Annotated in this window: 22 protein-coding genes; 7 read left to right on the top strand and 15 right to left on the bottom strand. The window is 71.6% G+C overall.

Translation table 11 applies throughout. The features are described 5' to 3' along the window. Window positions 1–48 precede the first annotated feature (48 nt). Window positions 49–1,368, top strand: a complete 1,320-nt coding sequence (locus ACZ6S0_RS26025; RefSeq protein ID WP_465921924.1) for a PhoH family protein — start codon at window positions 49–51, stop codon at window positions 1,366–1,368. Here ACZ6S0_RS26025 and ACZ6S0_RS26020 read toward each other — a convergent pair. The 3 genes from ACZ6S0_RS26020 to ACZ6S0_RS26010 are packed head-to-tail and all read right to left on the bottom strand — an operon-like array spanning window position 1,358 to window position 3,956. After that, window positions 1,358–1,876: a hypothetical protein gene (locus tag ACZ6S0_RS26020; RefSeq protein WP_465921923.1), complete on the bottom strand. Its 519-nt coding sequence runs from the start codon at window positions 1,874–1,876 to the stop codon at window positions 1,358–1,360. The genes ACZ6S0_RS26025 and ACZ6S0_RS26020 overlap by 11 nt on opposite strands. Then, window positions 1,873–3,285, bottom strand: a complete 1,413-nt coding sequence (locus tag ACZ6S0_RS26015; protein WP_465921922.1) for a sensor histidine kinase — start codon at window positions 3,283–3,285, stop codon at window positions 1,873–1,875. The genes ACZ6S0_RS26020 and ACZ6S0_RS26015 overlap by 4 nt, the downstream gene beginning before the upstream one ends. Beyond that, on the bottom strand, window positions 3,282–3,956 hold the full coding sequence (locus tag ACZ6S0_RS26010; RefSeq protein WP_465921921.1) for a response regulator: 675 nt from the start codon (window positions 3,954–3,956) through the stop codon (window positions 3,282–3,284). Before ACZ6S0_RS26010 ends, ACZ6S0_RS26015 begins: the two co-directional genes overlap by 4 nt. A gap of 267 nt (window positions 3,957–4,223) precedes the next feature. Between ACZ6S0_RS26010 and ACZ6S0_RS26005 the strand changes: the two genes are divergently transcribed. Further along, a complete protein-coding gene (locus tag ACZ6S0_RS26005) occupies window positions 4,224–4,943 on the top strand; it encodes an aggregation-promoting factor C-terminal-like domain-containing protein (protein WP_465921920.1) in 720 nt (239 codons plus the stop codon). A 93-nt stretch (window positions 4,944–5,036) separates the two neighbouring features. Further along, on the top strand, window positions 5,037–7,034 hold the full coding sequence (locus ACZ6S0_RS26000) for a glycosyltransferase family 2 protein (protein ID WP_465921919.1): 1,998 nt from the start codon (window positions 5,037–5,039) through the stop codon (window positions 7,032–7,034). On the opposite strand, the gene ACZ6S0_RS25995 is transcribed toward ACZ6S0_RS26000, so the two are convergent. From ACZ6S0_RS25995 to ACZ6S0_RS25975, 5 genes are read right to left on the bottom strand one after another with little or no spacing between them, the layout of a single operon-like run. After that, the gene (locus tag ACZ6S0_RS25995; protein ID WP_465921918.1) at window positions 7,024–8,184 is read right to left on the bottom strand and encodes an alpha/beta hydrolase family protein; all 1,161 of its coding nucleotides are present in this window, start codon (window positions 8,182–8,184) and stop codon (window positions 7,024–7,026) included. The genes ACZ6S0_RS26000 and ACZ6S0_RS25995 overlap by 11 nt on opposite strands. Beyond that, window positions 8,185–9,183: an alpha/beta fold hydrolase gene (locus tag ACZ6S0_RS25990; RefSeq protein WP_465921917.1), complete on the bottom strand. Its 999-nt coding sequence runs from the start codon at window positions 9,181–9,183 to the stop codon at window positions 8,185–8,187. Next, window positions 9,180–10,454: an MFS transporter gene (locus tag ACZ6S0_RS25985; RefSeq protein ID WP_465921916.1), complete on the bottom strand. Its 1,275-nt coding sequence runs from the start codon at window positions 10,452–10,454 to the stop codon at window positions 9,180–9,182. The genes ACZ6S0_RS25990 and ACZ6S0_RS25985 overlap by 4 nt, the downstream gene beginning before the upstream one ends. A 31-nt stretch (window positions 10,455–10,485) precedes the next feature. Continuing rightward, window positions 10,486–12,363: a helix-turn-helix domain-containing protein gene (locus ACZ6S0_RS25980; RefSeq protein WP_465921915.1), complete on the bottom strand. Its 1,878-nt coding sequence runs from the start codon at window positions 12,361–12,363 to the stop codon at window positions 10,486–10,488. Next, on the bottom strand, window positions 12,363–13,115 hold the full coding sequence (locus ACZ6S0_RS25975; protein ID WP_465921914.1) for a 3-hydroxybutyrate dehydrogenase: 753 nt from the start codon (window positions 13,113–13,115) through the stop codon (window positions 12,363–12,365). Before ACZ6S0_RS25975 ends, ACZ6S0_RS25980 begins: the two co-directional genes overlap by 1 nt. A gap of 241 nt (window positions 13,116–13,356) precedes the next feature. On the opposite strand from ACZ6S0_RS25975, the gene trpD reads away from it, so the two are divergent. Beyond that, the gene (gene trpD, locus ACZ6S0_RS25970) at window positions 13,357–14,421 is read left to right on the top strand and encodes an anthranilate phosphoribosyltransferase (protein WP_465921913.1); all 1,065 of its coding nucleotides are present in this window, start codon (window positions 13,357–13,359) and stop codon (window positions 14,419–14,421) included. A gap of 36 nt (window positions 14,422–14,457) precedes the next feature. On the opposite strand, the gene ACZ6S0_RS25965 is transcribed toward trpD, so the two are convergent. The 4 genes from ACZ6S0_RS25965 to ACZ6S0_RS25950 all read right to left on the bottom strand — a co-directional run bounded on the left by ACZ6S0_RS25965 (window position 14,458) and on the right by ACZ6S0_RS25950 (window position 19,542). Next, window positions 14,458–15,843, bottom strand: coding sequence for a class II fumarate hydratase (locus ACZ6S0_RS25965; RefSeq protein WP_465921912.1), 1,386 nt, complete (start codon window positions 15,841–15,843; stop codon window positions 14,458–14,460). A gap of 93 nt (window positions 15,844–15,936) precedes the next feature. After that, the gene (locus ACZ6S0_RS25960) at window positions 15,937–17,718 is read right to left on the bottom strand and encodes a serine/threonine-protein kinase (RefSeq protein ID WP_465921911.1); all 1,782 of its coding nucleotides are present in this window, start codon (window positions 17,716–17,718) and stop codon (window positions 15,937–15,939) included. Between the two features lie 35 nt (window positions 17,719–17,753). Next, window positions 17,754–18,863 (bottom strand): serine/threonine-protein kinase, encoded by a 1,110-nt coding sequence (locus ACZ6S0_RS25955; protein ID WP_465921910.1) that lies wholly within the window; start codon window positions 18,861–18,863, stop codon window positions 17,754–17,756. A 70-nt stretch (window positions 18,864–18,933) separates the two neighbouring features. Continuing rightward, complete coding sequence (locus ACZ6S0_RS25950) at window positions 18,934–19,542, bottom strand: superoxide dismutase (protein ID WP_465921909.1); 609 nt, start codon at window positions 19,540–19,542, stop codon at window positions 18,934–18,936. A 602-nt stretch (window positions 19,543–20,144) separates the two neighbouring features. Here ACZ6S0_RS25950 and ACZ6S0_RS25945 point away from each other — a divergent pair. Next, window positions 20,145–20,333: a DUF5999 family protein gene (locus tag ACZ6S0_RS25945; RefSeq protein WP_344877264.1), complete on the top strand. Its 189-nt coding sequence runs from the start codon at window positions 20,145–20,147 to the stop codon at window positions 20,331–20,333. Between the two features lie 175 nt (window positions 20,334–20,508). On the opposite strand, the gene ACZ6S0_RS25940 is transcribed toward ACZ6S0_RS25945, so the two are convergent. Next, a complete protein-coding gene (locus ACZ6S0_RS25940) occupies window positions 20,509–22,161 on the bottom strand; it encodes a fumarate hydratase (protein WP_465921908.1) in 1,653 nt (550 codons plus the stop codon). A gap of 93 nt (window positions 22,162–22,254) precedes the next feature. After that, entirely contained in the window at window positions 22,255–23,130 is an 876-nt protein-coding gene (locus ACZ6S0_RS25935) for a DMT family transporter (protein WP_465921907.1), read from the bottom strand. Window positions 23,131–23,198: 68 nt separating this feature from the next. Between ACZ6S0_RS25935 and pdxR the strand changes: the two genes are divergently transcribed. After that, window positions 23,199–24,623 carry a MocR-like pyridoxine biosynthesis transcription factor PdxR gene (pdxR, locus tag ACZ6S0_RS25930; RefSeq protein WP_465921906.1) on the top strand — a complete coding sequence of 475 codons (1,425 nt, stop codon included), beginning with the start codon at window positions 23,199–23,201 and terminating at the stop codon, window positions 24,621–24,623. A 51-nt stretch (window positions 24,624–24,674) separates the two neighbouring features. Beyond that, window positions 24,675–25,631 carry a Gfo/Idh/MocA family protein gene (locus tag ACZ6S0_RS25925; protein WP_465921905.1) on the top strand — a complete coding sequence of 319 codons (957 nt, stop codon included), beginning with the start codon at window positions 24,675–24,677 and terminating at the stop codon, window positions 25,629–25,631. A 46-nt stretch (window positions 25,632–25,677) separates the two neighbouring features. Here the strand turns inward: ACZ6S0_RS25925 and ACZ6S0_RS25920 are convergent, their stop codons facing one another. Continuing rightward, window positions 25,678–26,838 carry an MFS transporter gene (locus tag ACZ6S0_RS25920; RefSeq protein WP_465921904.1) on the bottom strand — a complete coding sequence of 387 codons (1,161 nt, stop codon included), beginning with the start codon at window positions 26,836–26,838 and terminating at the stop codon, window positions 25,678–25,680. Window positions 26,839–26,864: the final 26 nt, after the last annotated feature.

The following is a 26,864-nucleotide window of genomic DNA, read 5'->3' as shown; positions in this document are numbered from 1 at the left end:
ACCTCGTCTGCAGGGTGCCCGCACCAAGGGGTACCCGGGGGAGAACGTGTGGCAGTGTCCTCGAGCAACCCTACTCACCAGTCGGCCAAGCGCACGTACGTGCTGGACACTTCGGTCCTGCTGGCCGACCCGGCGGCAATGACCCGGTTCGCCGAGCACGATGTCGTCCTTCCGATCGTGGTCATCACGGAGCTGGAAGGCAAGCGGCATCATCCCGAGCTCGGCTACTTCGCGAGGAAGGCCCTGCGCTACCTCGACGAGCTACGGGTCCAGTACGGCAGGCTGGACGAGCCGATGCCGACTGGGGATGGCACGATCAGGGTGGAGCTCAACCACAGTGACCCGTCCATCTTGCCTGTCGGCTTCCGCCTGGGCGACAACGACACGCGGATACTCACCGTGGCCCGCTCGCTGGCCGCCGAGGGCCGTGACGTCGTCCTGGTGTCGAAAGACCTGCCGATGCGGGTCAAGGCGGCCTCGATCGGCCTGTCGGCCGAGGAGTACCGCGCCGAGCTGGTGGACGAATCCGGCTGGACGGGGATGACCGAGATCCAGGTGACCGCCGAAGACGTCGAGACGCTCTTCGACGTGGGCACCGCCGACCTGGACGAGGCCAGAGACCTGCCCGCGCACACCGGCCTGCGGCTGCTGTCGGCCAAGGGCTCGGCGCTGGGCCGGGTGCAGCCCGACAAGTCCGTACGCCTCGTACGGGGCGATCGCGAGATCTTCGGGCTGCACGGCCGCTCCGCCGAGCAGCGCATCGCGCTCGACCTGCTGATGGACCCGGAGATCGGCATCGTCTCGCTCGGCGGCCGGGCCGGCACCGGCAAGTCGGCGCTGGCGCTCTGCGCGGGCCTGGAGGCCGTGCTGGAGCGCCGCCAGCACCGCAAGGTCATCGTCTTCCGCCCCATCTACGCCGTCGGCGGCCAGGAGCTCGGCTACCTGCCCGGCAGCGAGGGCGAGAAGATGGGCCCCTGGGCCCAGGCGGTCTACGACACGCTGGGCGCGATCACCTCGCCCGAGGTGATCGAGGAGGTGCTCGACAGGGGCATGCTGGAGGTGCTCCCGCTGACGCACATCCGCGGCCGGTCGCTGCACGACGCGTTCGTGATCGTGGACGAGGCCCAGTCGCTGGAGCGCGGGGTGCTGCTCACCGTCCTGAGCAGGATCGGCGCCAACTCGCGGGTGGTGCTCACCCACGACGTGGCCCAGCGCGACAACCTGCGGGTCGGGCGGCACGACGGCGTCGTGGCGGTGGTGGAGAAGCTCAAGGGCCACCCGCTGTTCGCCCACGTCACGCTGACCAGGTCCGAGCGCTCTCCGATCGCCGCCCTGGTGACGGAGATGCTGGAGGACATCACGATGTGATGTCCTCGAGTTCGCCGCACGTGAACTGCCCCTCCGTCTTGGCGGGGCGGTTCTCGTTCACCCGTACGATCTTGACCTGCTCGAACGCCGCGTCCTGCTGGGCCGTGCAGACGATCTGCGCCTTGCCCAGGTTGGTCAGCGTGCCCTCGCCGCTGATGTAGACGGTCAGCGTCGAGGTGCGCGGGAGCTGGATCTCGTCGCGCTGCGGCGGGTTGATCGAGTCCTTGATCCGCAGGTAGGTGAAGCCGCGCAGCGCCGTGTCCCGGTCCCCCAGGGGCTGCATGGAGGCGGCGAAGAGCGCCGTGAGCAGGCTCGCGACGGTGTCGTCGTCGACGTCGGCCGGTTCCAGGGCGAGCTTCCCGCCCCTGATGAGGAAGATCGTCTTGGACGGCGGCGGGATCGCGATGGTGGGCGCGTTGCCCCGGTCCTGCACGTCGGTGGGGGAGATGCCGCAGGCCGCGACGGCCAGCAGGACGGTGAGCGCCAGAAGGGTGCGGATGGGCTTCATGCGTGGGGGAGCCAGACCGTGAAGAGGGTGCCGGGGTTCTGGGGGCGTACGGAGATCGTGCCCCCGTGCAGTTGGACGTTGGCCCTGGCGATGGCCAGGCCCAGCCCGCTGCCGTGGCTGCGCGCGCGGCCCGCGCCGGCCTTGAAGAAGCGGTCGAAGACGTGCGGCAGCGCCTCGGGCGGGATGCCCTGGCCGTGGTCGCGCACCTTCACCTCCAGGCCGTTCTCCGTGGCCCTGGCGGCGACCACCACCGGGGGCAGGCCGTGCTTGAGCGCGTTGCCCACGAGGTTGGCCACGATGACGTCGAACCTGCCCGTGTCCAGGTTGGCGGTCAGGCCCTGGGACGCCTTCACCGTCACCTGGTCGCTCCAGCCGCGGACCTTCAGGCAGTCCTCGATGGCGTCGGCCACGTTCACGGGTTCGAGGTTGAGCGTGGCCGTGCCGGCGTCGAAGCGGCTGATCTCGATGAGGTGCTCGACCAGCTCGCGCAGGCGCTCGATCTCCCGCAGCACCAGCCGTACGGCCTCCGCGGGCGCCTCCGGGAGGTGCTCGGCCTCGTCCGAGAGCATGTCGGCCACGGCCGTCATGGCGGTCAGCGGCGTACGCAGCTCGTGCGAGACGTCGGCCACGAACCGGCGCGACATGGCCTCCAGGGAGCGCAGCTCCGACACGCTCAGCTCCAGCGCGGCGGCGGCGTCGTTGAACCTGGCGGTCAGCACGGCCAGCTCGTCCTGGCCGTGCACGGGCAGGCGGGTGTCCAGGTGGCCCCGGCCGAGCGCCTGGGCCGCCGCGCTCAGCCGCCGGACCGGCAGCAGCACCTGCCGGGCCGACAGCAGCGCCACGACCAGGGCGATCAGCACGATGACCACGCCCGTCTGGGTGAGCGTGTTCCTGAGCGTGGCGAGCTGGGCCTCGTCGTCGCGCATGGGGAAGAAGACGAACGCGCGCAGCCCGGTGGCCTCGGCCACGCCCGCGTTGTCGCGGTAGACCTCGGCGCCGACGATGAGGTACAGCTCGTTGTCGATGATCTTGCGCTGGGTGACGACGCTCTGCTTGGCCCGGCCGTGCAGCTCGTTGGGCACGTCGTTCATCGACAGGGGGCCCTCGGAGGAGACCTGGTTGCCGTACTCGACCAGCACGCTGCGGCCGGGCCCGCTGAGCGCGTGGGCCACCCGGTCGAGCTCCCTGGAGGTGGGCGCGGCCTCGCCGGGCCTGAGCTTGCCGATCGGGAAGGCGATGCTGCCCAGCTCCCTGGTCACCAGGTCGAGCGCGGTGGTCTCGGCGCGGGTGACGAGCGCGGTCTTGGCCAGCTCGAAGCCGATGGTGGCCACCAGCAGCGAGGCGGTGACGGCGACGAGCGTGAACGTGATGACCAGGCGGGCGCGCAGTCCCGTGGGGCGGGGGATCACGGGGGGTTGAACCGGTATCCGAAGCCGCGGACGGTGTGGATGAACACGGGCTCGGCGGGTTTGGGCTCGATCTTCGCCCGGATCCGCTGCACGCAGGCGTCCACCAGGCGGGAGTCGGCGATATGCGTGTGGTCCCACACCACGCGCAGCAGGTAGCGGCGGTTGAGCACCTGGCCGGGGTGCCGTACGAGTTCCAGCAGCAGTCGCAGCTCCGTGGGGGTCAGGTGGATCTCCTTGCCGGCCAGCATGACCTTCAGCGCGCCCCGGTCGATCACGAGGTCGCCGAAGGTGATGCGGTCGGAGGCGGCGGACTCTGCCCGGCGCAGCACGGCGCGGATCCGGGCGTCCAGGACGCGGGGCTCGACCGGTTTGACCACGTAGTCGTCGGCGCCGGCCTCCAGCCCGACGACCACGTCGAGGTCGTCGCCGCGCGCCGTGAGCAGGATGACGGGGAGCTGGTCGAGCTTGCGCACCCGGCGGCACACCTCGACGCCGTCGATGCCGGGGAGCATGACGTCGAGGATCGCGATCTCGGGGCGGCGGGCCCTGATGTGGTCGAGGGCCTCCTCGCCCGTCGCGTACGAGGTGACGGAGTGTCCCTGCCGGGTCAGCGCCAGCTCCAGAGCCGTACGGACCGAGGGATCGTCTTCAACGAGAAGGATGCCAGCCACGCGCACATTATTATTCCATGTCCCGATTATCCGGTATGTGTCATCAAACTGTGACACGGTGCGGATGAGATCCCGAAGTGCGCACGCCACCCTGAAAGCGGCTTCCCTTCGGTGACGGGCGCCTGAAGGGAGGCCGGGTCTCGCTGTGACCAAAGTCACAATTTTTCGGAAACGAGACGCTAACCTGCCAGTTGGTGAAATTTACGCCAAGCGATTCTCGCGTTTCGGTTGCGGAGCACCCCCCAGGACAGGGCAAGCTCATCCATCGTGAGCCCCGGTCCGCAGTTGAGCGAGCGCCCCGCGAAGGAACGACGTCGTGCGGCGCGCAGGCCCTCGCGCGTCACTCCCAAGCGCGTCGTCATCACCGTCCTCACGGTGGTGATCGTCTTCGGCGGCGGAGGGTTCGTCACCTACCGCGCCATCGAGAACGCCAAGCAGCCGCCCCAAGACCCCTTCAGCCTCCAGGACCTGGGCAAGCTGGCCAGCGGCGACCTCTACGCGCCCGACCCCGAGTCCGACGTGCTCAAGGCCGAGGCCGAGCAGGCGGCCAGGGCCGACAAGCTCAAGAAGGACCGCGCGGGGGCGGCCGGCAAGAACGCCGACCTCGACTGGGTCGTGCCCAAGCAGGCCCCCGGCGGCAGCGGCTTCCCCGCCATCAACTTCCCGCCCGGCAGCGACCCCTCGCCGGGCAGCAACAAGGCCACCGCGAAGGCCATGCTGTCCTCGTTCGGGTTCGGCGGCGACCAGTGGGGCTGCCTGGAGCGGCTCTGGCACAAGGAGAGCGGCTGGAACGAGCGGGCGATGAACCGCTACTCCGGCGCGTACGGCATCCCGCAGTCGCTGCCCGGCACCAAGATGGCCAGCGCGGGCTCCGACTGGCAGACCAATGCCGCCACCCAGATCAAGTGGGGTCTCGGCTACATCAAGGGCCGCTACGGCACGCCCTGTGCCGCCTGGGGCCACTCACAGTCCGTGGGCTGGTACTGACACAGTCCGTGGACTGGTGCCAACAGGTCAACTTTCCGCCTCCAATCGGCAAGCCGCCGCGCCCGATCCTGTATACGGGCGCACGCTGGCCGCATGGGTGTGAAGGTCAGTGTGATCGTCAATGTCCACAATCCGGGTGACACCGCCGACGCGTGCATCCGCTCCGCGCTGGAGCAGACGATGCCCCCGGACGAATACGAAGTGATCTTCGTGGACGACGGGTCCACGGACGGCATCGCCGAGCGGCTGGACACCATCGCCACCGTCCGCCCGAACGTCCGCACGCTGCACCTGCCGCACACCGGGACGCCGATGCGCGCGCGCAACGTGGGCCTGGCCGCGGCGGCCGGCGAGTACGTGTTCTTCCTCGACCAGCGCGACCGCCTGGAACGCGACGCCGTCGAGCGCATGCACGAGCGCGCCGTCGAGACCGACGCGGACGTGCTGGTCGGCCGCCTGGTCCGCGACTACGGCCCGCCGCTGACCGCGTTCGGGCGCAGCACCGCCCACGCCGACATCCTGCGCGACCGGCTGCTCAGCGTGCTCTTCCCGCAGCAGCTCTACCGCCGCGCCTTCCTGGAGGAGCACGAGCTGGGCTTCGCCGTGCCGGGCGGGCGCATGGGCGAGCAGGCGTTCGTGCTGCGGGCCTACCTGCACGCCAAGGTCCTCGTCGTGCTGGCCGAGCACGTCTGCTGCCACCTCGGGCCGCGCCCGGACGCCGAGGAGGACCCGCGCGCGATCGTCAAGGAACTGCACGCGCTGCTCGACGACATCGACACCTACGAGGGCGAGGGCCGCCAGCGCGACCGCCTGTACGCCTACTGGTTCCGCTACGCCGTCCTGCGCCCGCTGGTGACCGCCAAGTTCGCCGACTCCTCCGTGGACCGGGGCGTGTACTTCCGCGTCGTGCAGGAGCTGATGCAGCGGCGCTTCCCCGAGACCCTCGACCGCCACCTGCCGGTCCAGCTCCGCCTGGTCGCCGCGTACGTGCGGATGGGCCGCCTGGACCAGATCGTGCTGCTGGGCAACTCCACCAAGCGCGCCGGCCTGCGCGCCGACCTCACCGAGGTGAGCTGGGACGCCCACGTCCTGGTGCTGGGGCTGAGCGTGGAGGTGCTGGCCGGCGACGGCACACCGGACAGGTACGCGGTGGACGGCGACCGCCTGCACTGGTCACCGCCGCGCCCGCTGGACACCAAGCAGCTCTCGCCGGACGTCACCGACGTCACCGACGCCGTCGAACGTGCCCGCATCGAGGTCTACGTCCGACACACCGAGACCGGGCTCGTGCACTTCCTGCCGCTGACCCAGCACGTCGAGCGCGTCCAGGACGGCCGCCGCCGGGTCCGGATCCGGATCAGGGGGGAGAGCAGGCTCGACATCAGCACCGCCGCCGTGGGCGAGCCGCTGCGGCCGGGCCAGTGGGAGGTGCACGTACGCATGTTCAGCGGCGCCAACCAGGCCAGGAGCCGCGTCAGCCGCCCCGAGGGCCCGCTGAACTGCCTCGGCGTGCTGGCCCAGCGGCCCAGGATGCGGCTGGTGGTGCCGTGCTGGAGCGACCGGGGCGAGCTGGGCCTGGCCGTCGAGCCCCGCTCGTTCTCCGAGTCGATCTCGCTCGTGTCGCCGGGCGTGACGGTCAGGCACGTCGGCAAGCACCTGTTCGTCGTGCTGCCGGTGCCGTACGTGCCGCCGAGCGGCGGCCCGCCCCTGGAGCTGGTGATGCGCGGCACCGGCCGGCGCGCCCGCGAGGTGAGCGCGCCGGCCCTGGTCGAGGCGGGCGTGCCGGGCAGGCTCGCCGGGCAGCTCGTGGCCAAGGTGCCCGTCAAGCGGCTGATGCCGGACGTGGAGCACCTGGGCCCGGGGCACTGGACGTGCTCGCTGCGCTCCTCGGAGGAGGAGATCGGGCTGCGGTTCGCGCTGGAGATGCGCCGGGGCAAGATCGTGGTGCACCCGGCCGCCGCGGTCGACCCTGGACGGCGCTCGCCCCTGGGCCGCGACACCGCGCTGCACCGGCTCGGCAGGAGGCTGCCCGGCGCGCGGCACATCGTGCGCCTGGCGCGCGCGGGCGGCCATCGCTACCTCAAGGACTGACCCAGCCCTCCAACTCCTCGAAGGCGCTCCTGAAGACCGGCAGCATCGGCTTGAGGCGGTCGGGGTGGACGTCCACGAGGCTGTCGAGATGGTTGCCGCCCTCGACCCGGTAATAGCGGAAGGGCCGGTGCGGGCCGACCATCTCGGCGTAGACGTCGGAGTCGCGCGAGATCGGCAGCAGCGTGTCCAGCGTGCCGTGGAGGGTGATGAGCGGCTTGGTGATGCGGCCGGTCAGCGCGATCTTCGCCACGGCCGCGTACGGCCTGCGCCGGTCGTAGTCGTAGTCGGCCGCCGCACCCTGGTACGACGGGTCCAGCTCCTTCTGGTAGAGCTGCTGGGTCAGCTCCCAGTAGTACTGCCGGTGGAAGGGCCACAGGAACTCCGAGCCCGCCGCGAACCCGGCCGCCCGCACCCCCGCCTCGTCCGGGTACGCCTTGAGCGCGGGAGGCAGGACGTTCAGCAGGTTGTCGCCCTTGACCCGCCAGAGCGTGCCCTCCCAGTCGACGCCGCCGTCGTAGAGCCACCCGCGGTTCTCCAACTGCCACCTGACCAGGTAGCCGCCGTTGGAGATGCCGGCGGCGAACGTGCGCTCGGGCTTCCTGCCGTACCGCTGGCGTACGACGGCCTTGGCGGCCACCGTGAGCTGGGTGACGCGCCGGTTCCACTCGGCGATGGCGTCGCCCGGCTCGCGGCCGTCGAGGTGGAAGTCCACGCCGACGTTGCCCTTGTCCGTGGCGGCGAACGCGTAGCCCTTCGACAGCACCCAGTCGGAGATCGTGAAGTCGTTGGCGTACTGCTCCCTGTTGCCCGGGGTGCCGCCGACGACCAGGCCGCCGTTCCACTCGTCCGGCAGCCTGATCACGAACTGGGAGTCGTGGTTCCAGCCGTGCGTGGCGTTGCCGGTGGAGGTGTCGGGGAAGTAGCCGTCGATCTGCGTGCCGGGCACGCCGGTGGGGTTGACCGTGGCGGCCGAGTGCAGCCCGGCCCAGTCTGCCGGGTCGGTGTGGCCGGTGCGAGCGGTGCCGGCCGTGGTCAGGTCGGCGAGGACGGCGACCTCGGCGCGCTCCGCGCCCGGCACGGTGAGGCTCGGCCGGGCCTGGTGCGGCGCGGGCGTGAGTAAGCTCGCGACCAGCGTGAGCGCGACCAGCATCTACGCCCCCTTCAGGTGCTCGGCCAGGAGCCGGCCGAACTCGGCGGGGTGCTCCAGGTGCGGGCTGTGGCCGCAGTCGTCCAGCACGACCTCCCGGTACGCGCCGTACCGCGCCAGCACCGCCCGGGTCTGGGCCACCATGGGCTGGGCCGGGGTGCCGGGAGAGCCGGGCACCACGCCGATGGCCCCCAGGTGGGCCAGGTCGAAGAGGGACGTGTCGGAGACGATCACGTCGTCGGCGCCCCTGACCCACAGGACGGGCGGCTTGGGGTCGATCTCGTGGAGGTCGTCGAGCCGGAAGTGGGTGGGGGCGATGGAGTTGAGCACGCCGGTCTTGCCCGGCGCCACGCCCGGCCAGGCGTCGGAGGCGGCGGTGTCACCCGGGTAGTGGGTCTCGCCGACGCGGGTGGTCAGCATCGCGGCGACGTAGAAGTCCTCGTCGGGCACGGGGTTCTTGACGTACGTGGAGCGGAAGACGCTGCGCGGCGACGCGGGGGCCTCCTCCGACAGGTCGCCCGCCTGGAGCCGGCTGACGAAGTCGGGGTTGGCCGCGCCCGCACCCGCGCCCGTGCCGTCCGGGTGGGTGAGCCGCCCGTCGGGGCCCTCCGTGCCGCCCCAGCCGTACGGGGAGACGGGGTTGACCAGCGTGAGGCTCCTGACGAGGGCCGGGCGGTCGCGCAGCGCCTGGAGCACGACGCCGCCGCCCAGGCTCCAGCCGACCAGGTGCACCCCGTCCAGGCCCAGCGCCTCGACCAGCTCGATCACGTCGTCGGAGTAGTCGCGCAGGCCCCGGGTGGCGTCCACGGGCGCGGGGTCGCTGTCGCCGAACCCGCGCAGGTCCACCGCGAGCGGCCGGTAGCCCTCGGGCAGCGCCGCCAGGGTGTCGCGCCAGAAGGCGCCGGAGGAGACGTTCCCGTGCACGAACAGCACGGGCTCGCCGGCGGTCCTGCCCTCGACGGTCAGGACGTGCTGGGTGAGCCTCGGCGTGGTGACCTTCATCGCGTGTGGATCCCTTCTGTGAGGTCGCTGCCCCGGGTCTCGCGGGCGGCGTAGACGGCGATGAGGGTGAGCACCGCCGCCACGCCAAGGTAGGCGGAAATGGGCACGCTGCTCGAATACTCCCGCAGGAGCGCCACCGCGATGATCGGGGCCAGCGCCCCGGCCACGATGGCCGAGAGCTGCGCCCCGATGGACACGCCGGTGTAGCGGGTCCTGGTGGCGAACAGCTCGGAGAAGAAGGCCGCCTGGGGGCCGTACATCATGCCGTGGAAGAGCAGGCCGACTGTGACGGCGAGAGTGATCGCCAGGAAGTTGCCCGTGTCCACGAGCGGGAAGAACGCGAAGATCCACAGACCGATCCCGGCGGCGCCCGCCAGGTAGATCGGGCGGCGGCCGAGCCGGTCCGACAGCGCCCCCCACATCGGGATCGTCACGAAGTGGACGGCCGAGGAGATCAGCACGGCGTTCAGCACGGTGGAGTTCTCGATGCCCTGCTGCTTGGCGTACGTGATGACGAAGACGGTCAGCAGGTAGAAGGAGATGTTCTCGGCCAGGCGCGCGCCGATCGCGACGACCACGTCCTTCGAGTGATACCGCAGCACCCCCACGATCGGGGCCCGGACGGCGGGCGGCGCCTGCTCGAACACCGGCGACTCGCTGATCGTCAACCGGATCCAGAGCCCGATCAGCACCAGCACGCCCGACAGCAGGAACGGCACCCGCCACCCCCACGACAGGAACGCCTCCTCCGGCTGCCAGGCCGCCAGCGCCGCCAGCACGCCGGTGGCCAGCAGGTTCCCGCCGGGGGCGCCGGCCTGCGGCCACGAGGCCCAGAAGCCGCGCCGCGCCGTGTCGCCGTGCTCGGAGACGATCAGCACCGCGCCGCCCCACTCGCCGCCGAGCGCGAAGCCCTGCACCAGCCGCAGCGCCGTCAGCACCAGCGCCGCGGACGGCCCCAGCGTCTCGTACGTCGGCAGGCAGCCGATCAGGAACGTGGCCGTGCCCATCATGAGCAGGCTGACGACCAGCAGCGTCTTGCGGCCGACGCGGTCGCCGAAGTGGCCGAAGACCAGGCCGCCCAGCGGACGGGCGACGAATCCGACGGCGTAGGTCAGGAACGACAGCAGCGTGCCGGTCAGCGGGTCGGAGTCGGGGAAGAAGAGCTGGTTGAACACGAGGGCGGCTGCCGAGCCGTACAGGAAGAAGTCGTACCACTCGATGGTGGTGCCGATCAGGCTCGCGGCGACGATCTTCTTGATGGAAGTGGCCATGCCGGTCACCGTAGGTTGTGACCGGGGTCACTCATATGGTGTGCGGACCTACAGTCTTCCCGGCCGATGTGTGGCCCAGCCGGTGCAGGCGGAGCGCGAGCTGGATCTCCAGGGCCCGCTCGGGCTCCAGCCAGCCCTCGCCCAGCAGCCTGCCGACGCGGTCCAGCCGCTGGGTGACCGTGTTGACGTGGATGTGCATGACCTCGGCCGTACGCGAGGGGGAGCCGCCCGTGCCGAAGTAGGCGCTCAGCGTGTCGGCCAGCGCGGTGCCCCGGCGGGCGTCGTAGTCGATCACGGCGCCGAGCACGCGGTCGACGAAGCCGCGCACGTCGCGGCCGTCACCGACGAGCAGCCCGACGAACCCCAGCTCGGCCGCGCTCGCCCCGTCACCGGCCCGGCCGAGCGCGATCAGCGCCTCGGCGCACCTGCGCGCCTCCTGGTAGGCGGCGGCGACGTCGCGCACCTGGGCAGCGCCCACGGGTGAGGCGCCCGCCGTCGCCGGGCTGTGCAGCGACGTCGTCAGCTCGGCCGCCGCCCGCTGCGCCAGGCCGCCGGCGTCCTGGCCGGGCAGCAGGAGCACCACCTCCTCCTCGCCCCGCCCCGCCGCCAGCCCGTGCCGTACGGTGGCCTGCGAGGAGGCCCAGAACGCCGCCCGCTCGCGCTGGCCGGAGTGCTTGACCACCACCACGACGTGCGGCGCGCCCAGGTCCATGCCCAGCCGCCTGGCCCGGTCGGCCAGGCCGGGCGAGCCTGGCCGCGAGATCAGGTCGTCCAGCAGTTCGCCCCTGACCCGCCCCTCGGCCTCGGCCACGCTCCTGCGGAACAGCAGCAGCAACGCGCACACCAGCGCCGCCCGCTCCAGGATGCGCTCGTCGGCGTCGTCGCTGCGCAGGATCAGCGTGCACAGCGGCTCACCGCCGACGTCCACGGACGCGATCAGCAGGTCGCCCCTGCGCACCGTACGCCCCAGCGCCCGCGACGCCTGCGCCGCCTCGAACACCCCGGCGTCCAGCTCGCCCACGTCGCCGCTGATCGCCCGGCCCAGGTCGTCGAGCACGGCCAGCGACCCGCCCAGCACGTCGGTGACCACGGCCGCCACGTCCTCGATCCCGCCGCCCCGCAGCACCAGCGAGGTCATCCTGTCGTGCGCCATGGCGGCCCGCTCGACGGCCTCGCCGTGCTCCCTGGCCGTCCTGTGGGCCTGGGACAGCTCCTCCAGCGCGTTCCTGGTCTCCTGCAGCAGCCGGGCGTTGTCGATCGCGACGGCGGCGTGCGCGGCCAGGCTGGCCAGCAGCGACACCTCCTCCTGGTGGAACGGCCGCGCGCTGCGGTTGGCCGCCATCAGCACGCCGATCACCCGCTGGCCCAGCCGCAGCGGCACGCCCAGGATGGCGACCAGGCCCTCCTCCTTGACGGCCTCGTCGATGTGCTCCTTGTGCCGGAACCTGGCGTCGGCGAAGTAGTCGGCCGTCGAGTAGGGGGTGGCCGTCTGCGCCACCAGCCCGCCGAGGCCGGCCCCCATGGCCAGCCGCAGCGCCCGGAACTTCGCCGAGATCGACCCGTCCGTGACCCGCATGTACGTGTCGCCCCGCTCGGGGTCGTGCAGCGTCATGTAGGCCACGTCGGTCGCCAGGAGCTGCCTGGCCCGGTGCACGATCGCCTCCAGCACGGCGTCGAGGTCGCGCAGCGCGGCCAGGTCGCCCGCCGTGTCGTACAGGGCCGACAGCTCCGCCTCCCGCCGCGCGCGCCGCTTGAGCAGCGCGCGCACCCTGAGCGCCTCGACCTTGGCCTGCTCCAGCTCCTCGATGGCGGCCGGGTCCGCGCCGGCGGCCCTGGCCTGGATGATCGGGCCCTCGAACTCGACCGCCGAAGCCTCCCTGGCCAGCAGCTCCAGAAAGCGCCTGACCACTAGCGGGCCGTCCAGCCGCCGTCCACGGGCAGCGACACCCCGGTGACGAACGATCCGGCGGGCCCGCACAGGTAGGCGACCAGCTCGGCCACCTCCTCGGGCTCGATCAGCCGCTTGATCGCGGCGGGCTCCAGCATGATGTCCGCCACGACCTCCTCGAGGGCGATGCCGTGCACCCGTGCCTGGTCGGCGATCTGCGCCTCGACCAGCCCGGTCCGTACGTACGCGGGGCAGACGCAGGTCGAGGTCACCCCGTGGGCCGCGCCCTCCAGCGCCACCACCTTGGAGAAGCCCTCCAGCGCGTGCTTGGCCGTGACATAGGCCGACTTGTACGGCGAGGCCCGCAGCCCGTGCACCGACGAGATGTGCACGAACCGTCCCCAGCCCCTGGCGTACATGCCGGGCAGCAGCCGGCGCGCGATCAGGAACGGCGCCTCGACCATCACCCGCATCATCGTGGCGAAGACCTCGGGCGGGAACTCCTCGATGGGCGCCACGTGCTGGAAGCCCGCGTTGTTGACCACGATGTCCACGGGCTCGTCGGGCAGTGCCGCGGTGAAGCCGGGATCGCTCAGATCGGCCACCACGGCCGTGCCGCCGACCTCGGCGGCCACCTTCCCGGCGGACTCGGCCCGCATGTCGACGACCAGCACTTTGGCGCCCGCCGCGGCCAGCCGCCGGGCACAGGCCGCTCCGATGCCGCTCCCGGCCCCCGTCACCAACGCGGTCCGCCCCGTCAGCTCGTTCCCCATACCCCGCACCCTAGGCGGTCGGCGCGCCGCGCCGCATGGGTGCGGGCGACATAGATGCCTGGCGTGATATGTGGATCTAGGGCATCTGCTATGTTGAGGGCATGATCGCGTATTCGTCCCAGTGGTGGCCCGCCTCCTAGGCGGACCACCCGGCGCATGCGCACACGGCCGCCTCGGCGAGGCGGCCGTCACCGTTTCCGGTGGGTGTCCCCCGTCGAGCACTGACGAGAAGGGGACACTCATGATCACCACCTGGCCGCGGCTCCTCACCACGCTGCTCGACGGCGGGTCACTCACCTCGCGCCAGGCCGCCTGGGCCATGGAGCAGATCATGTCGGGGTGGGCCACCGACGCCCAGATCGCCGCGTTCGCGGTCGCGCTGCGGGCCAAGGGCGAGAGCGTGGCCGAGGTGTCGGGGCTGGCCGACGGGCTGCTGGCCAGGTCGTCCGCGATCCGGGTCGCGGGAGACCCGGTCGACCTCGTCGGCACCGGCGGCGACCGGGCCAACACCGTGAACATCTCCACCATGGCCGCCGTCGTGGCCGCCGCCGCGGGGGCGAAGGTGGTCAAGCACGGCGGCCGGGCCGCCTCCTCCGCCGCGGGCTCCGCGGACGTGCTCGAAGCGCTCGGCGTGGTCATCGACCTGCCGCCCGCCTCCGTGGTCGAGGTGGTGGACGAGGTCGGCATCACGTTCTGCTTCGCGCCGGTGTTCAACCCGGCGCTGAAACGCACCTCGGGGCCGCGCCGCGAGCTGGGCGTGCCCACGGTGTTCAACTTCCTGGGGCCGCTGACCAACCCGGCGCTGCCGCCCGCGCAGGCGGTGGGGGTCTACCATCCGACGATGGCGCCGGTCATCGCCGGGGTGCTGGCCGAGCGCGGCTGCTCCGCGCTCGTCTTCCGTGGCGACGACGGGCTCGACGAGCTGACGACCTGCGGGCCCTCCACGGTCTGGGTCGTACGCCGGGGCGCGGTGACCCGCACCTCCTTCGACCCGCTCGACCTGTCGATCCCCCGGGCCAGGCCCGACGACCTGCGGGGCGGCGACGCGCGGCACAACGCGGACGTGGCCCGCGCCGTGCTCGGCGGCGAGCGGGGCCCGGTGCGCGACATCGTGCTGCTGAACGCGGCCGCCGCGGTGGTGGCCGCCGACGGCACGCCGCCGGCGGCCGACCTGACGCCCGCGCTCGCCGCCGCCCGCAAACGGGCCGCGGACGCGGTGGACTCGGGCGCCGCCCGGACCCTGCTCGCCCGCTGGACGCAGGCCACCCGCGCCGCCGCGGAGCGCACCGAGCCGGTCAGGAGCTGATCCGGCGCCGGTCCGGTCGGGGCCGATCAGTGCCGATCAGGGCCGGGTCATGGAGAGGACGTCGAGCGCGGCGTCGAGTTGCTCCTCGGTCAGCGTGCCGTTCGCCACGTGGCCGCGCTCGATGACGACCTCCCTGATCGTCTTGCGCTCCGCCAGCGCCTGCTTGGCGATCTTCGCGGCCTCCTCGTAGCCGACGTACCGGTTGAGCGGGGTGACGATCGACGGGGACGACTCGGCGTACTCGCGCAGGCGCTCCACGTTCGCGGTGATGCCGGAGACGCAGCGGTCGGCGAGCAGGCGCGAGACGTTGGCCAGCAGCCGGATCGACTCCAGGATGTTGCGCGCGATCACGGGGAGCTGCACGTTCAGCTCGAAGGCCCCGGACGCCCCGGCGAACGTGATCGCCGCGTCGTTGCCGATGACCTGGGCCGCGACCATGGCCGTGGCCTCGGGAATCACCGGGTTGACCTTGCCCGGCATGATGGACGAGCCCGGCTGCAGGTCGGGCAGGTTGATCTCGCCCAGCCCGGCCCGCGGCCCCGAGCCCATCCAGCGCAGGTCGTTCGCGATCTTGGTGAGCGACACCGCCACCACCTTGAGCTGCCCCGACAGCTCCACGATGGAGTCCTGCGCGCTCTGGGCCTCGAAGTGGTCGCGGGCCTCCAGGAACGGGATGCCGGTGGCCTCGCGCAGCTTGCCGACGGCCTCCTGGGCGAAGCCCTGCGGCGTGTTGATGCCGGTGCCCACGGCGGTGCCGCCCAGGGGCAGTTCGAGCACGTGCTCCAGCGCCGCCGTGACCCGGACGACGCCGTGCTCGATCTGCGTGGCGTACCCGCCGAACTCCTGGCCCAGCGTCACGGGCGTCGCGTCCATGAGGTGGGTGCGCCCCGACTTCACCACCCCGTCGAACTCCACCGCCTTCTCCCGCAGCGCCTCGGCCAGGTGCCGCAGCGAGGGCAGCAGGTGGTAGGTCACCTCGGTGGCCGCCGCCACGTGGATCGAGGTGGGGAAGACGTCGTTGGACGACTGGGAGGCGTTCACGTGGTCGTTGGGGTGCACGGGACGGCCCAGCCGCTCTTCGGCCAGCGTCGCGATCACCTCGTTGGCGTTCATGTTGGACGAGGTGCCCGAACCGGTCTGGAAGACGTCGATCGGGAAGTGGGCGTCGTGCTCGTTCTCGGCCACGTCCGCGGCGGCCTGCGCGATCGCCTCGGCCAGGTCCTTGTCGATCACGCCCAGCTCGCCGTTGACCTCCGCCGCCACGGCCTTGATCAGACCCAGCGCCGCTATGTGCGAGGGCTCCAAGGGGCGGCCCGACACCGGGAAGTTCTCCACTGCCCGCTGGGTCTGGGCACGCCACCGGGCACCTGCGGGGACGCGTACCTCGCCCATCGAGTCATGTTCGATCCTGAACTCGCTCATGACTTCCAGTCTGTCCCACGGACGCGTGATCCCCAGGAAGGCCCCCAGGTCCACAGGCCCGCGGCGGGACGCGGGCCTGCTCGGGAACCCAGGTCAGCTCGAGAACAGGGCCACGATGAGCACGGCGATCACCACGGCCGCCGCGGCGGCCACCGCCATGAGCACCAGCATGCCGTTGCGGTTGCCCGTGGGGCGCTTCTCCGGTGGCCCGGCGATCGCGAACAGGTCGGTGCCCAGCCCCTGCCCCTGGTGGAACTGCCCCGGCCGGTGCGGGGGCCCCTGCGGCGGCATCTGCTGCTGCGGCCCTGGCTGTGGCTGATTCGGTGGCTGATTCTGGGGTTGGTTCTGGGGTTGGTTGGGGAACGGGTTCTGCGGCTGGTTGTGCGGCTGGTTGTGCGGGTGGGGCTGACCGGCCGGGGGCGTGGGCAGCGGGTAGACCTGCTGGCCGGGGGAGCCGCTCTTCGGCGTGGGGATGCGGGTGGTGGTGACGGAGCCCTCGTCCTCGGGCGGCAGGCCCGCGCCCTGGCCGGGCGGCGCGGGGAACGGCCCCTTGGGACGCGCGATGCTGACCGTCCGCTCGGGGTCGTAGCCGCCTTCGGGAGCGCCGGGAGCGCCGGGCGTACCGGCGTGCGCCTGGCCCGGGGCCGGGGCGTCCGGGGCGAAGTGATGCTGTCCCGGCGGGGGATAGGCGGGTGGCGCGGTCTGCTGCGGCATGGTCGGCGCGCCGGGCCCCTGTGGCCCTGGCCTGGCACCCGGCCCCGACGCGGGGCCCTGTCCGACTGGGCCGCCGACTGGGCCACGGGGCCGTTGCGCTCCCGGGCCCGCGGGCCCGCCGGGCCCCATGGGGCTCGCCGCCTGCGGCCCGCCCACTCCGGGGTGCCCTTGGGGAACCGGGCCGTGGCCTGCGGGCGGTTGTCCGGCGGGGCCTTGCGGTGCGTGGCCGACCGGCGGACGCCCTCCCTGGGCGGGGGGCCGCTGGCCGGCGAACGGGTCGGGCAAAGGGGCCTCCTGCGCCATAAGAGCCTCGGCCGTGAGCACCGGCATCTCGCTCGTCGGGGTGTCGGCGACCATGCGCAGCAGGGTCTCCGCCTTGGCAGCGCCGAGCCGCTGCCGGTAGTCCTTGTTGAGCAGCCCGTTCAGCACCGGCCGCAACTGACCCGCCTGCGTGGGCGGATCGGCGTTCTCGGTGAGCAGCGCCGCCAGCGTCTCGGCGATCGTGGAGCGTTCGTAGGCCGGACGGCCCTCGACGGCGAAGTAGAGGGTGGCCCCGAGCGACCAGACGTCCGACTCAGGGCCGGTGTATTCGCCCCTGGCCCGCTCTGGAGCGGTGTAGCCGGGCGAGCCGATCACCATGCCCGTCCTGGTCAGCCGGGAGTCGCCCTCCGCCTTGGCGATGCCGAAGTCGGTCAGCACCACGCGCCCGCTCTCGGTGATGAGCACGTTGCCCGGCTTGACGTCGCGGTGGGTGATGCCCTGGGCGTGCGCCGCGCGCAACGCACCGAGCAGGTCGACGCCGATCTCCGCCACGAGGCGCGGCGGCAGCGGCCCCTCCTCCTCGATCACCTGCTCCAGCGATCGGGCCTCGACCAGCTCCATGATGATCCATGGACTGTCGTCCTGGATGAGCACGTCGTGGATGGCGGCGACGGACGGGTGGTTGATCCGCGAGGCGATGCGGCCCTCACGCACCATGCGCTCGCGTAGCTCGGCGCGTTGTTCCTCGGTGAGCCCCGGGTCCTGACGGATTTCCTTGACCGCCACCTCGCGCCCCAGCGCGCGGTCGCGAGCGCGCCATACGGTGCCCATCGTGCCCCGGCCCAGGGGGGCGACGAGCTCGTAGCGCTCTGCGAGAAGGCGGGTCTGCTGTTCCGGCATGAGAAGAAGATATCGATTCTCGCTTGGGAAGTGCTTTACCCTCGCTTGCGAAGTTCTCTTGGCCAGAACCGCCGAGGAAGGCACAACTTTATCACCGTCGCTTTGAAACGGGCGTAGGCCGACGGCGCCGGCCGTGGTTCGACCCGCTTCCTGTGCACGCCTTCACCGGATTTGCGCTCCTGCCGCGGCGAGGGCACGTTGACGGATCCGGCCGGGGGATCGGCCCGGTGCAGCCCGCGGTGCGCGGGCCTGCGTACGAAAGGGGGCTGGGGAATCGATGCCTGGAGGCGCGTGGCCTTGCGCGGCGGCAGGGGTTCCTCGGCCGAGCCGCCCGCGGCCACCCTGGCCAGCATGAGCGAGGCGCGTACGGAGTCGAGCCTGGTGGCCGGGTCGATCCTGAGCAGCGCGTCGAGCACGGGCGCCAGCGGCCCCGCCTTGGTCATCGGGATCGGCTCGCCGCTGGTCAGGGCGGCGAGCGCGGCGGCGGCAGTGCGCCTGCCGTGCAGGCCGCGGCCCTCGACGGCGGTGTAGAGGGTCGCGCCGAGCGACCACAGATCGCCCGCCGGGCTGGCCTTCGAGCCGAGCACCCGCTCCGGGGCGATGTAGCCCGCGGAGCCCAGGACGATGCCCGCCTGGGTGATGGAAACGTCACCTTCGAGCGCGGCCAGGCCGAAGTCGGTGAGCACCGCGCGGTCCTCGGTCACCAGCACGTTGCTGGGCTTGACGTCGCGGTGGAGGATGCCCTTGGCGTGCACGGCACGCAGCGCGCCCAGGATCTGGCGGCCGATCTCGGCGGCCCTGCGGGGGTGGAGCGGGCCCTCCTCCTGGATGAGCTGCTCCAGTGACCTGGAATGGAGCAGCTCCATCACGATCCACGGCCGGTCGTCCTCGGTGACCACGTCGAAGACGGTGATCACCGAGGGATGCGCGACCATCGCGGTCGCCCGGCCCTCACGCTCCGTGCGCGCGCACAGCTCGGCGCGTAGCTCCTCGTCGAGGACCGTCGGCAGCCGCACTTCCTTGACCGCCACGTCACGGTCGAGCAGTTCGTCATGTGCCCGCCAAACGGTGCCCATGCCGCCGCGACCAACCGGCTCCAGAAGCCGATAGCGCGCGGCGAGTAGGTAACCGGAGGGCGCACGCATGCCAGGCAGCTTACCTATTTGTGTAAACCGACCAGTAGAGGCGGGGCCGATAATTTGTTGCGAACTTAAGTCAACCCGCGTGACTCGTCACGTCAGCAAACCTCCGAGCCACATCATCCCAGTTGATGAGGCCCCACAGTTTCTCGACGTAGTCGGGACGCACGTTACGGTACTGAAGATAGTACGCATGCTCCCAAGCGTCGAAGACGAGCAACGGTGTGGTGTTCATCCCGACGTTACCGTGATGGTCGTAGATCTGCTCGACGACGAGCCTGCGGCCCAGCGGCTCCCAGGCCAGCACGCCCCAGCCGGAGCCCTGCACGCCGGCGGTGGCGGTGGTGAGCTGCTTCTGGAACGCCTCGAACGTGCCGAAGTGCTCGTCGATGGCGTCCCCGAGGGCTCTGTCGGGGCGGTCGCCGCCGTCCGGCGAGAGGTTCTCCCAGAAGATCGAGTGCAGCACGTGGCCTGACAGGTTGAAGGCGAAGGTCTTCTCCAGCCCCACCAGGTTGGCGAACTCGGCCTTGTCGCGGGCCTCCGCCAGGCGTTCGAGCGTGTCGTTGGCGCCCTTGACGTAGGCCGCGTGGTGCTTGGCGTGGTGCAGCTCCAGGATCTCGCCGGTGATGGCGGGCTCGAGCGCGGCGTAGTCGTACGGCATGTCGGGAAGGGTGTAGTCACCCATGTGACCTCCTTGGCGATCTCTGGGCCGACACTATTGCAAGTGCATTGCACCTACATCGGACTTGCGACCTAGGTCTTCCCTTGGCGGTCTGCCGAGGTCGGATTGGTCCCGCCGCGCGGGCGGCTTACCGCCGTCCGCGCACGCGTTCTCGCCCGCCTTTTCCTGGCCGTTTTCCCAGCTCGCCCTGCGGGTGTGTCGGTCGGCACAACGACCTGCCGGAAATTTGTGCATGATGCCTGGTAGGGGGCTACCAGGTCTGCGGCAGGCTGACTGACAGGAACCACGAGGCCCCCGTCAGTGAGTTGTAAGGACGCCGTAAGGGGACGGGGGCATGGTCATGGCCATGAGAGAAGGCGAGATCCCCCCGCCGGACGGCAGGAAAACTGTCGGCCCTCGACGTCAGACTGAGGGCATCGCCGAGGTTCCATCACCGGTTCACCGCTGAGACACACCGTTGAAGGACGTGATGAAGATGCGCCAGACCCAGGTTCGCCGCCGGCCGAAGAAGTCGACCCGAGCCGAGCTGGACCTTCGCACGCCGTCGGGGCGCCCACTGCCCTTTTGAGACCCAGCAATCCGGAGCGCAATCTGAGAGGTGCGCGATGTGCAGTCACTACCCCGCTTGCCCGAGTGCCGACTCCCCCGACCGTGAGCGGTCTCACGTGATCGCGTCCCACCCCGACCAGGGGTGGAGCCTGCTCTGCAACGGCGTCGTGCTGTTCGAGGACACCGGCCTGCTGCTGCCCGACGGCTCCGTCGTGGCGCCGCACCGGCCGTCGGTCGCCGCGTGACCGCCTTCGCCCGTCACCAGGGTGACTGTCGCGTGTCACCAGGTCGGCGTGGGAGCGAGGGGGCGGGTGAGCCGCGAGACGCTCGCGGCGGCACCCGCCTCGCCGCACGCCGACCCAGCCGTCAGCGAACCACGGCCCGTCAGGGGCCCACGGCGGGTCAGCGGACCACGGCCCGTCAGCGGCGGCCGATGCTCAGCACCGGGCCGGTCCTGTCGGTGAAGAAGTCGTCACCCTTGTCGTCGACCACGATGAACGCGGGGAAGTCCTCGACCTCGATCTTCCACACCGCCTCCATCCCCAGCTCCGGATACTCCAGCACCTCCACCTTCCTGATGCAGTCCTGAGCCAGCCGCGCCGCCGGGCCGCCGATGGAGCCCAGGTAGAAGCCGCCGTACTGCCGGCAAGCCTCCGTCACCTGCTTCGACCGGTTGCCCTTGGCCAGCATCACCATCGAGCCGCCCGCCGCCTGGAACCTCTCCACGTACGAGTCCATCCGCCCCGCCGTCGTCGGCCCGAACGACCCCGAGGCGTACCCCTGCGGCGTCTTGGCCGGTCCGGCGTAGTAGACGGCGTGGTCCTTGAGGTATTGGGGCATCTCACCCCCGTTGTCCAGCAGCTCGGCGATCTTGGCGTGCGCGATGTCGCGGGCCACCACCAGCGGGCCGGTGAGGGAGAGCCGCGTCTTGACGGGATATCTGGTCAGCTCGGCCAGGATCTCGGGCATCGGCCGGTTGAGGTCGATCTGGACGACGTCGTCGGAGAGGTGGTCGTCGGTGGTCTCCGGCAGGAAGCGGGCCGGGTCGGTCTCCAGCTTCTCCAGGAACACGCCCTCCGGCGTGATCTTGGCCAGCGCCTGGCGGTCGGCCGAGCACGAGACGGCGATGGCCACCGGGCAGGACGCGCCGTGGCGGGGCAGGCGGATGACGCGGACGTCGTGGCAGAAGTATTTGCCGCCGAACTGCGCCCCGATGCCCAGCTTCTGGGTCAGCTCGAAGACCTTGGCCTCCATCTCCAGGTCGCGGAAGCCGTGGCCGGCGGGCGACCCCTCGGTGGGGATCGAGTCGAGGTAGCGGGCGCTGGCGTATTTGGCGGTCTTGAGCGCGTACTCGGCGGAGGTGCCGCCCACGACGACGGCCAGATGGTACGGCGGGCACGCCGCGGTGCCCAGCGAGCGGATCTTCTCCTCCAGGAAGGCCATCATGCGCTTCTCGTTGAGCACGGCCTTGGTCTCCTGGTACAGGAACGACTTGTTGGCCGAGCCGCCGCCCTTGGCCATGAACAGCAGCTTGTACTCGTCGGGGTGCCCGTGGGGGTCCTCGGCGTACAGCTCGACCTGGGCGGGGAGGTTGTCGCCGGTGTTCTTCTCCTCCCACATGGTCAGCGGGGCCATCTGGGAGTAGCGCAGGTTGAGCTTGGTGTAGGCGTCGTACACGCCGCGGGAGACGTGCTCGGCGTCGCGCCCGTCGGTCAGCACGTGGCGGCCGCGCTTGCCCATGACGATGGCCGTGCCGGTGTCCTGGCACATCGGCAGCACGCCGCCGGCCGAGATGGAGGCGTTCTTCAGCAGGTCGAGCGCGACGAAGCGGTCGTTGCCGCTGGACTCGGGGTCGTCGACGATCTTCCTGAGCTGGGCGAGGTGCGAGGCGCGCAGGAAGTGGGAGATGTCGTGGACGGCCGTCTCGGTCAGCAGCCGCAGCGCCTCCGGATCGACCTCGAGGAACGTACGCCCGGCCGCTTCGACCTTCCGCACCCCCTCCGAGGTGATCAGCCGATACTCGGTCTCGTCGGCTCCAAGCGGAAGCAGGTCGGTGTAGTCGAACTCGCCCATGTCCATCCTTTCGGTCCTCCAAGAGATTACGCGCCCTCGGAGCGGCCGGAGGACCGGCTCAGGCCATGGACGGCTCGGGGTCCCGGGCCGGCCTCACGCCTCGGACGGGCGTACCGCCGCCTTCGTGCCGGAACGCTCGGCCGTGAGCCCCACCAGGATGCCGACGACGACGAGCCCCGCGCCGAGCAGGTCGTACGCCGACGGCACGGCCACCCCCAGCACCACCCCCGTGACGATGGCCGCCACCGGGATGAGCCCCGCGAACAGCCCGGCCCGACCGGGCCCCAGCTTGGGCAGGGAGTGGTACCAGAGGAAGAACGCGACCACGGTGACCACGACCGCCAGGTAGGCGAACCCGAGCGCCTCGGGCACCGTCGGCACCCGCAGCATGCCCGTCCCCTCGTGGACCAGCCCGACCACGGCCAGCATGGGCACGGCCAGCGCCGTCGAGTACGCCGACACCCGGATCGGCCCCAGCCTGGGCAGCAGCGGGATGGCCAGCATGGAGAAGCTCACCTCGCCCACGAGCGCGCCGAGCGCCCACAGCAGGCCGGTGGTGTTGCCGCTGCCGAGGCCCGTGGCCAGCGTCGCCCCGGTGACCACGATGCCCGCGCCGAGCAGCAGCCGGGGCGCGGGCCTGCCGCCGACCAGCGCGAGCGCCAGCGGCACGGTGCCGAGCACGGTGCCGACCAGCGCGGGGCCGGAGGCGCGGGTGGACTCGATCACGCAGATGTTGAAGAACGCCAGGCCGAGCAGGGTCAGGCCGCCCAGGCAGAGCGCCTCTCGACGGGTCATCCTGACGAACCGCAGGCCGAGCAGCCGGGTGATGACGAGCAGGATGACCGCGGCCACGAGATACCGGACGGCCTGTCCGCCGTACAAGGGGTAGTCGCCGATGAGACCTGACACCCCGGCCAGCGTTCCGACCAGGAACATGGCCGCGGCCGCCCCCACGATTCCGTTTCTCATGCGAGGGATGCTAGGGAGACAATGGTTCGCGTAAACAGTCCAATGTGCCGCTGGGAGACAGGACCAATATGGCCGACCTCCACATCCGGATAGACCGCGGCAAGGGAGGGATCGCCGGGCAGATCGCGTCGGAGTTGCGCGACTCGATCAGGGGCGGGCGGCTCGCGCCGGGCACCCGCCTGCCCGCCACCCGCGACCTGGCCACCGACCTCCAGGTGTCCAGGGGCGTCGTGGTGGAGGCGTACGAGCAACTGGTGGCCGAGGGTTTCCTGGTCTCCAGGGTGGGCGTCGGCACCCTGGTCACCCCGACGAACGCCGGGCGGGGCGGCGTCCGCGCCTCCCTGCCACCCCGTTTCCTGGAGTCCGCGCAGTCCCGGTCCAGGACGGCGTGGCGCGACACCTCCGTGCGCGCCCCGTACTACGGTCATCGCCCCACCTCCCCCGACCTCGGCCACTTCCCCCGTGAACGCTGGCTCGCGGCCGTCAGGCACGTCCTGACCACCGTACCCTCGGACGCCCTCGATTACGGGGACCCCGGCGGCGTGCCTGAGCTGCGAGAAGAGCTGGCCGGCTACCTGAGGAGGGTCAGGGCGGCCGACGTGCGCCCCGAGCACCTCGTCATCGTGGGCGGCGTGGCGCAGGGGCTCAGCCTGGTCCTGCACGTGCTGGCCCAGCGGCGTACGCTGCGGCTGGCCGTGGAGGACCCGACCAGCCACCGCCAGGTGCCGCTGCTGCGGCGGGCGGGGGCCCACCTGGTGCCGGTGCCGGTGGACGGGCAGGGGCTCGACGTGCGCAGGCTCAGCGGCGACGCCGTGCTCGTGACGCCCGCCCACCAGTTCCCGACCGGGGTGGTGCTCTCGCCGCCGCGCCGGGCGGCGCTGATGGAGTGGGCCTTCGCGGGCGACCGGGTGATCCTGGAGGACGACTACGACGCCGAGTTCCGCTTCGACCGCGAGCCCGTCGGCTGCCTGCAGGGCCTGGCGCCCGACCGGGTGATCCTCTCGGGCAGCGTGAGCAAGGCGCTCGCGCCCGGACTGCGGCTGGGCTGGCTGGCGGCCCCGCCCGACCTGGCCGAGGCGGTCCGCCGCGCGCGGGGCGAGCTGGACCTGGGCTCGCCGGTCATCGAGCAGTACGCGCTGGCCCACTTCCTGCGGACCGGCGGCTACGACAAGCACCTGCGGCGGATGCGCAGGGAGTACCGCCGCCGCCGGGACGCCCTGGTCACGGCGCTGGCCGAGGAGCTGCCCGAGGTCCGGGTCAAGGGGATCGAGGCGGGGCTGCACGTTTACCTGGAGCTGCCGGGTGGGTGGGACGAGCCGCGTACGGTGCGGGTCGCCCTGGAGCTGGGCATGTCGGCCGAGCCGGTGGCGCCGATGCGGACGACGCGGGGCCCGGCGGCCGTGGTGGTGGGGTTCGCGCGGTTGCCCGCGCACAAGGCGGCCGAGGCCGTACGAGGGCTGAAAGTCCGCATGTCAGGACAAAGTGTTGACTGACGGAGAAATGCTCATCTAGAAAGAAGATCTGATCGCGAATTGGAGGCCGCCATGCGCGTTGGACTGCTGGGCCTGGGCCGGATCGGGGCCGTGCACGCCGCGACCCTGGCCGCTCATCCGCTGGTGGACGAGCTGATCGTGGCCGATCCCGTGCGTACGTCGCCGTACGGCAGGCCGGGCGACCCCTTCGAGGCCGACGCCGTCGTCATCGCCAGCCCGACCGGCACCCACGCCGAACTCATCGTCAGGGCGTGCGAGCGGGGCCTTCCCGTCTTCTGCGAGAAACCGGTCGCCGCGACGGTGGCAGAGACCGTCAAGGTGCTGGAGGCGAGCGCCGGCAACCGGGTGCAGATCGGGTTCCAGCGCAGGTTCGACCCCGGCTACGTGGCGGCGGCGACGGCGCTGCGTGCGGGGGAGCTGGGCGAGTTGCACCGCGTGCACCTGGTCACGGCCGATCCCGCGCCGCCGCCCGCCGAATACATCGCCCGCTCAGGGGGCATCTTCCGCGACTGCCACATCCACGACTTCGACATCCTGCGCTGGGTGACCGGGCGCGAGGTCGGGTCGGTCTACGCCAAGGGCGTCAACCGCGGCGCCGCGTTCTTCGCCGAGGCCGGCGACGTGGACACCAGCGCCGCGCTGCTCACCCTCCACGACGGCACGCTGGCCACCCTCCAGGGCTCGCGCTACAACGGCGGCGGGTACGACGTGCGCATGGAACTGGCCGGCACCAGGCGCACCCAGGTCGTCGGCCTCAGCTCGCGCGCCCCGCTGCACTCGGCGGAGCACCACTCGCCCGAGGACCTGTTGCCGAGGCCGGACGACCCCTGGCCCGACTTCGTCGCCCGCTTCGAGTCCGCCTACCGCGCCGAGATCGACGCCTTCCTGCGCGCGGACCGGAGCCTGTGCCCGATCGAGGACGCGCTCGAAGCCCTCTACGTGGCCGAGGCCGCCGACCTGTCACTGCGCGAGGGACGTCCTGTGGAGGTCGCGGAGGTGCGGCGGTGAAGTGAGCGAGTGGGGTCGCGGAGGTGCGGCGGCGAGCCGCAGCCGGTCAGGCGGCGGCCTCGGCGCTCCTCGGCTCGAAGCCCCTGGCCAGGACGATGATGGCGGCGGCCAGCACCAGCGGCGCCGCGAACGCCACCCGCATGTCCGCGGCGTCCGCGAGGCCGCCCACCAGGGCCGCGCCCACGATGAAGCCGACGTAGTTGAAGAGGTTGACCCGGGCGATGGCCACGCCGGTGCCCGCCGGGTCCAGCCTGCCCGCCGCCGAGAACGACTGCGGCGCCACCACCGACAGGCCCACCCCGGTCAGCCCGAACGCCACGATGCCGAGCGGCTGGTTCGGGGCCAGCACGATGCCCAGGAACCCGATCGTGGCGATCACGCCGCCGATCCTGACGATGGCGGCCGGGCCGTACCGGCGCACGGCGAGGTCGCCGCCGAGCCTGACGGCCAGCGTGGTCGCCTGGTACGCCACGTAGGCCAGCGGGATCACCCGCGGCCCCGCTTCGAGCACGTCCTTCATGAAGACGGTGTTGAAGTTCGACACGGCGGCGTCGCCGACGTACAGGAAGCCCATGGCCAGGCAGAGCGGGATGATCGGCCGCCACGGGAACCCGCCGCCGGTGACCGGGGCGCCGGTGTCGGCCTTCTCCTCCTCGGGCGTGCAGAGGAGCCGCCCGGCGTACAGGGAGCCGGCGACCGCGACGACCATGGGGAGCGCCATGATGAGCGGCAGCGGCAGGTCGGCCGCCGCCGACGCCCACAGCGCGCCGGTCATGCTGAGCACGCTCCACACGCAGTGGAAGCCGTTCAGCACCTGGACGCCGTACCTACGTTCGACCGCCACGCCCTGCATGTTCATGCCCGCGTCGACCGCGCCCACGGCCAGCCCGAACAGCAGCAGCACCGGCACCAGCAGCGGCACGCTCGGCGCGAGCCCGGCCAGCACCACGGCGGCGGCCACCACGGGCTGCGCGACGCGCAGGAGCACCTTGCTGCCCATGCGTGCCGCGAACGCGCCCGCCGCCACGCTGCCGACGCCCGCGAACACGGGCACGATCAGCAGCAGCAATGTCAGGGTGCCCTCGTCGAGCCCGTGCTTGGCTTGGAGGTTGGCGACCTGGATGAGGAGCGAGGCGAAGGACAGGCCCTGGACGCCGTAGACGACGTACGTGGCCATGCGGGCCCGGCGATCACGTGAGGACGGCACGGCGGCCTCCTGATTGGGGGGAGATC

This window comes from Nonomuraea sp. NPDC051298, assembly GCF_055586305.1.
This window is presented reverse-complemented; position numbering and strand designations above follow the sequence as displayed.

What these genes read in the sequence shown, in the direction of transcription:
- pdxR (WP_465921906.1), top strand. Translation starts at nt 23,199, where the DNA reads ATGGCCGACCTCCACATCCGGATAGACCGCGGCAAGGGAGGGATCGCC.
- ACZ6S0_RS25955 (WP_465921910.1), bottom strand. Translation starts at nt 18,863, where the DNA reads ATGCGTGCGCCCTCCGGTTACCTACTCGCCGCGCGCTATCGGCTTCTG.
- ACZ6S0_RS25950 (WP_465921909.1), bottom strand. Translation starts at nt 19,542, where the DNA reads ATGGGTGACTACACCCTTCCCGACATGCCGTACGACTACGCCGCGCTC.
- ACZ6S0_RS25925 (WP_465921905.1), top strand. Translation starts at nt 24,675, where the DNA reads ATGCGCGTTGGACTGCTGGGCCTGGGCCGGATCGGGGCCGTGCACGCC.
- ACZ6S0_RS25985 (WP_465921916.1), bottom strand. Translation starts at nt 10,454, where the DNA reads ATGGCCACTTCCATCAAGAAGATCGTCGCCGCGAGCCTGATCGGCACC.
- ACZ6S0_RS26020 (WP_465921923.1), bottom strand. Translation starts at nt 1,876, where the DNA reads ATGAAGCCCATCCGCACCCTTCTGGCGCTCACCGTCCTGCTGGCCGTC.
- ACZ6S0_RS25990 (WP_465921917.1), bottom strand. Translation starts at nt 9,183, where the DNA reads ATGAAGGTCACCACGCCGAGGCTCACCCAGCACGTCCTGACCGTCGAG.
- ACZ6S0_RS25960 (WP_465921911.1), bottom strand. Translation starts at nt 17,718, where the DNA reads ATGCCGGAACAGCAGACCCGCCTTCTCGCAGAGCGCTACGAGCTCGTC.
- ACZ6S0_RS26000 (WP_465921919.1), top strand. Translation starts at nt 5,037, where the DNA reads ATGGGTGTGAAGGTCAGTGTGATCGTCAATGTCCACAATCCGGGTGAC.
- ACZ6S0_RS25965 (WP_465921912.1), bottom strand. Translation starts at nt 15,843, where the DNA reads ATGAGCGAGTTCAGGATCGAACATGACTCGATGGGCGAGGTACGCGTC.
- ACZ6S0_RS25945 (WP_344877264.1), top strand. Translation starts at nt 20,145, where the DNA reads ATGTGCAGTCACTACCCCGCTTGCCCGAGTGCCGACTCCCCCGACCGT.
- ACZ6S0_RS25975 (WP_465921914.1), bottom strand. Translation starts at nt 13,115, where the DNA reads ATGGGGAACGAGCTGACGGGGCGGACCGCGTTGGTGACGGGGGCCGGG.
- trpD (WP_465921913.1), top strand. Translation starts at nt 13,357, where the DNA reads ATGATCACCACCTGGCCGCGGCTCCTCACCACGCTGCTCGACGGCGGG.
- ACZ6S0_RS25940 (WP_465921908.1), bottom strand. Translation starts at nt 22,161, where the DNA reads ATGGGCGAGTTCGACTACACCGACCTGCTTCCGCTTGGAGCCGACGAG.
- ACZ6S0_RS25935 (WP_465921907.1), bottom strand. Translation starts at nt 23,130, where the DNA reads ATGAGAAACGGAATCGTGGGGGCGGCCGCGGCCATGTTCCTGGTCGGA.
- ACZ6S0_RS25995 (WP_465921918.1), bottom strand. Translation starts at nt 8,184, where the DNA reads ATGCTGGTCGCGCTCACGCTGGTCGCGAGCTTACTCACGCCCGCGCCG.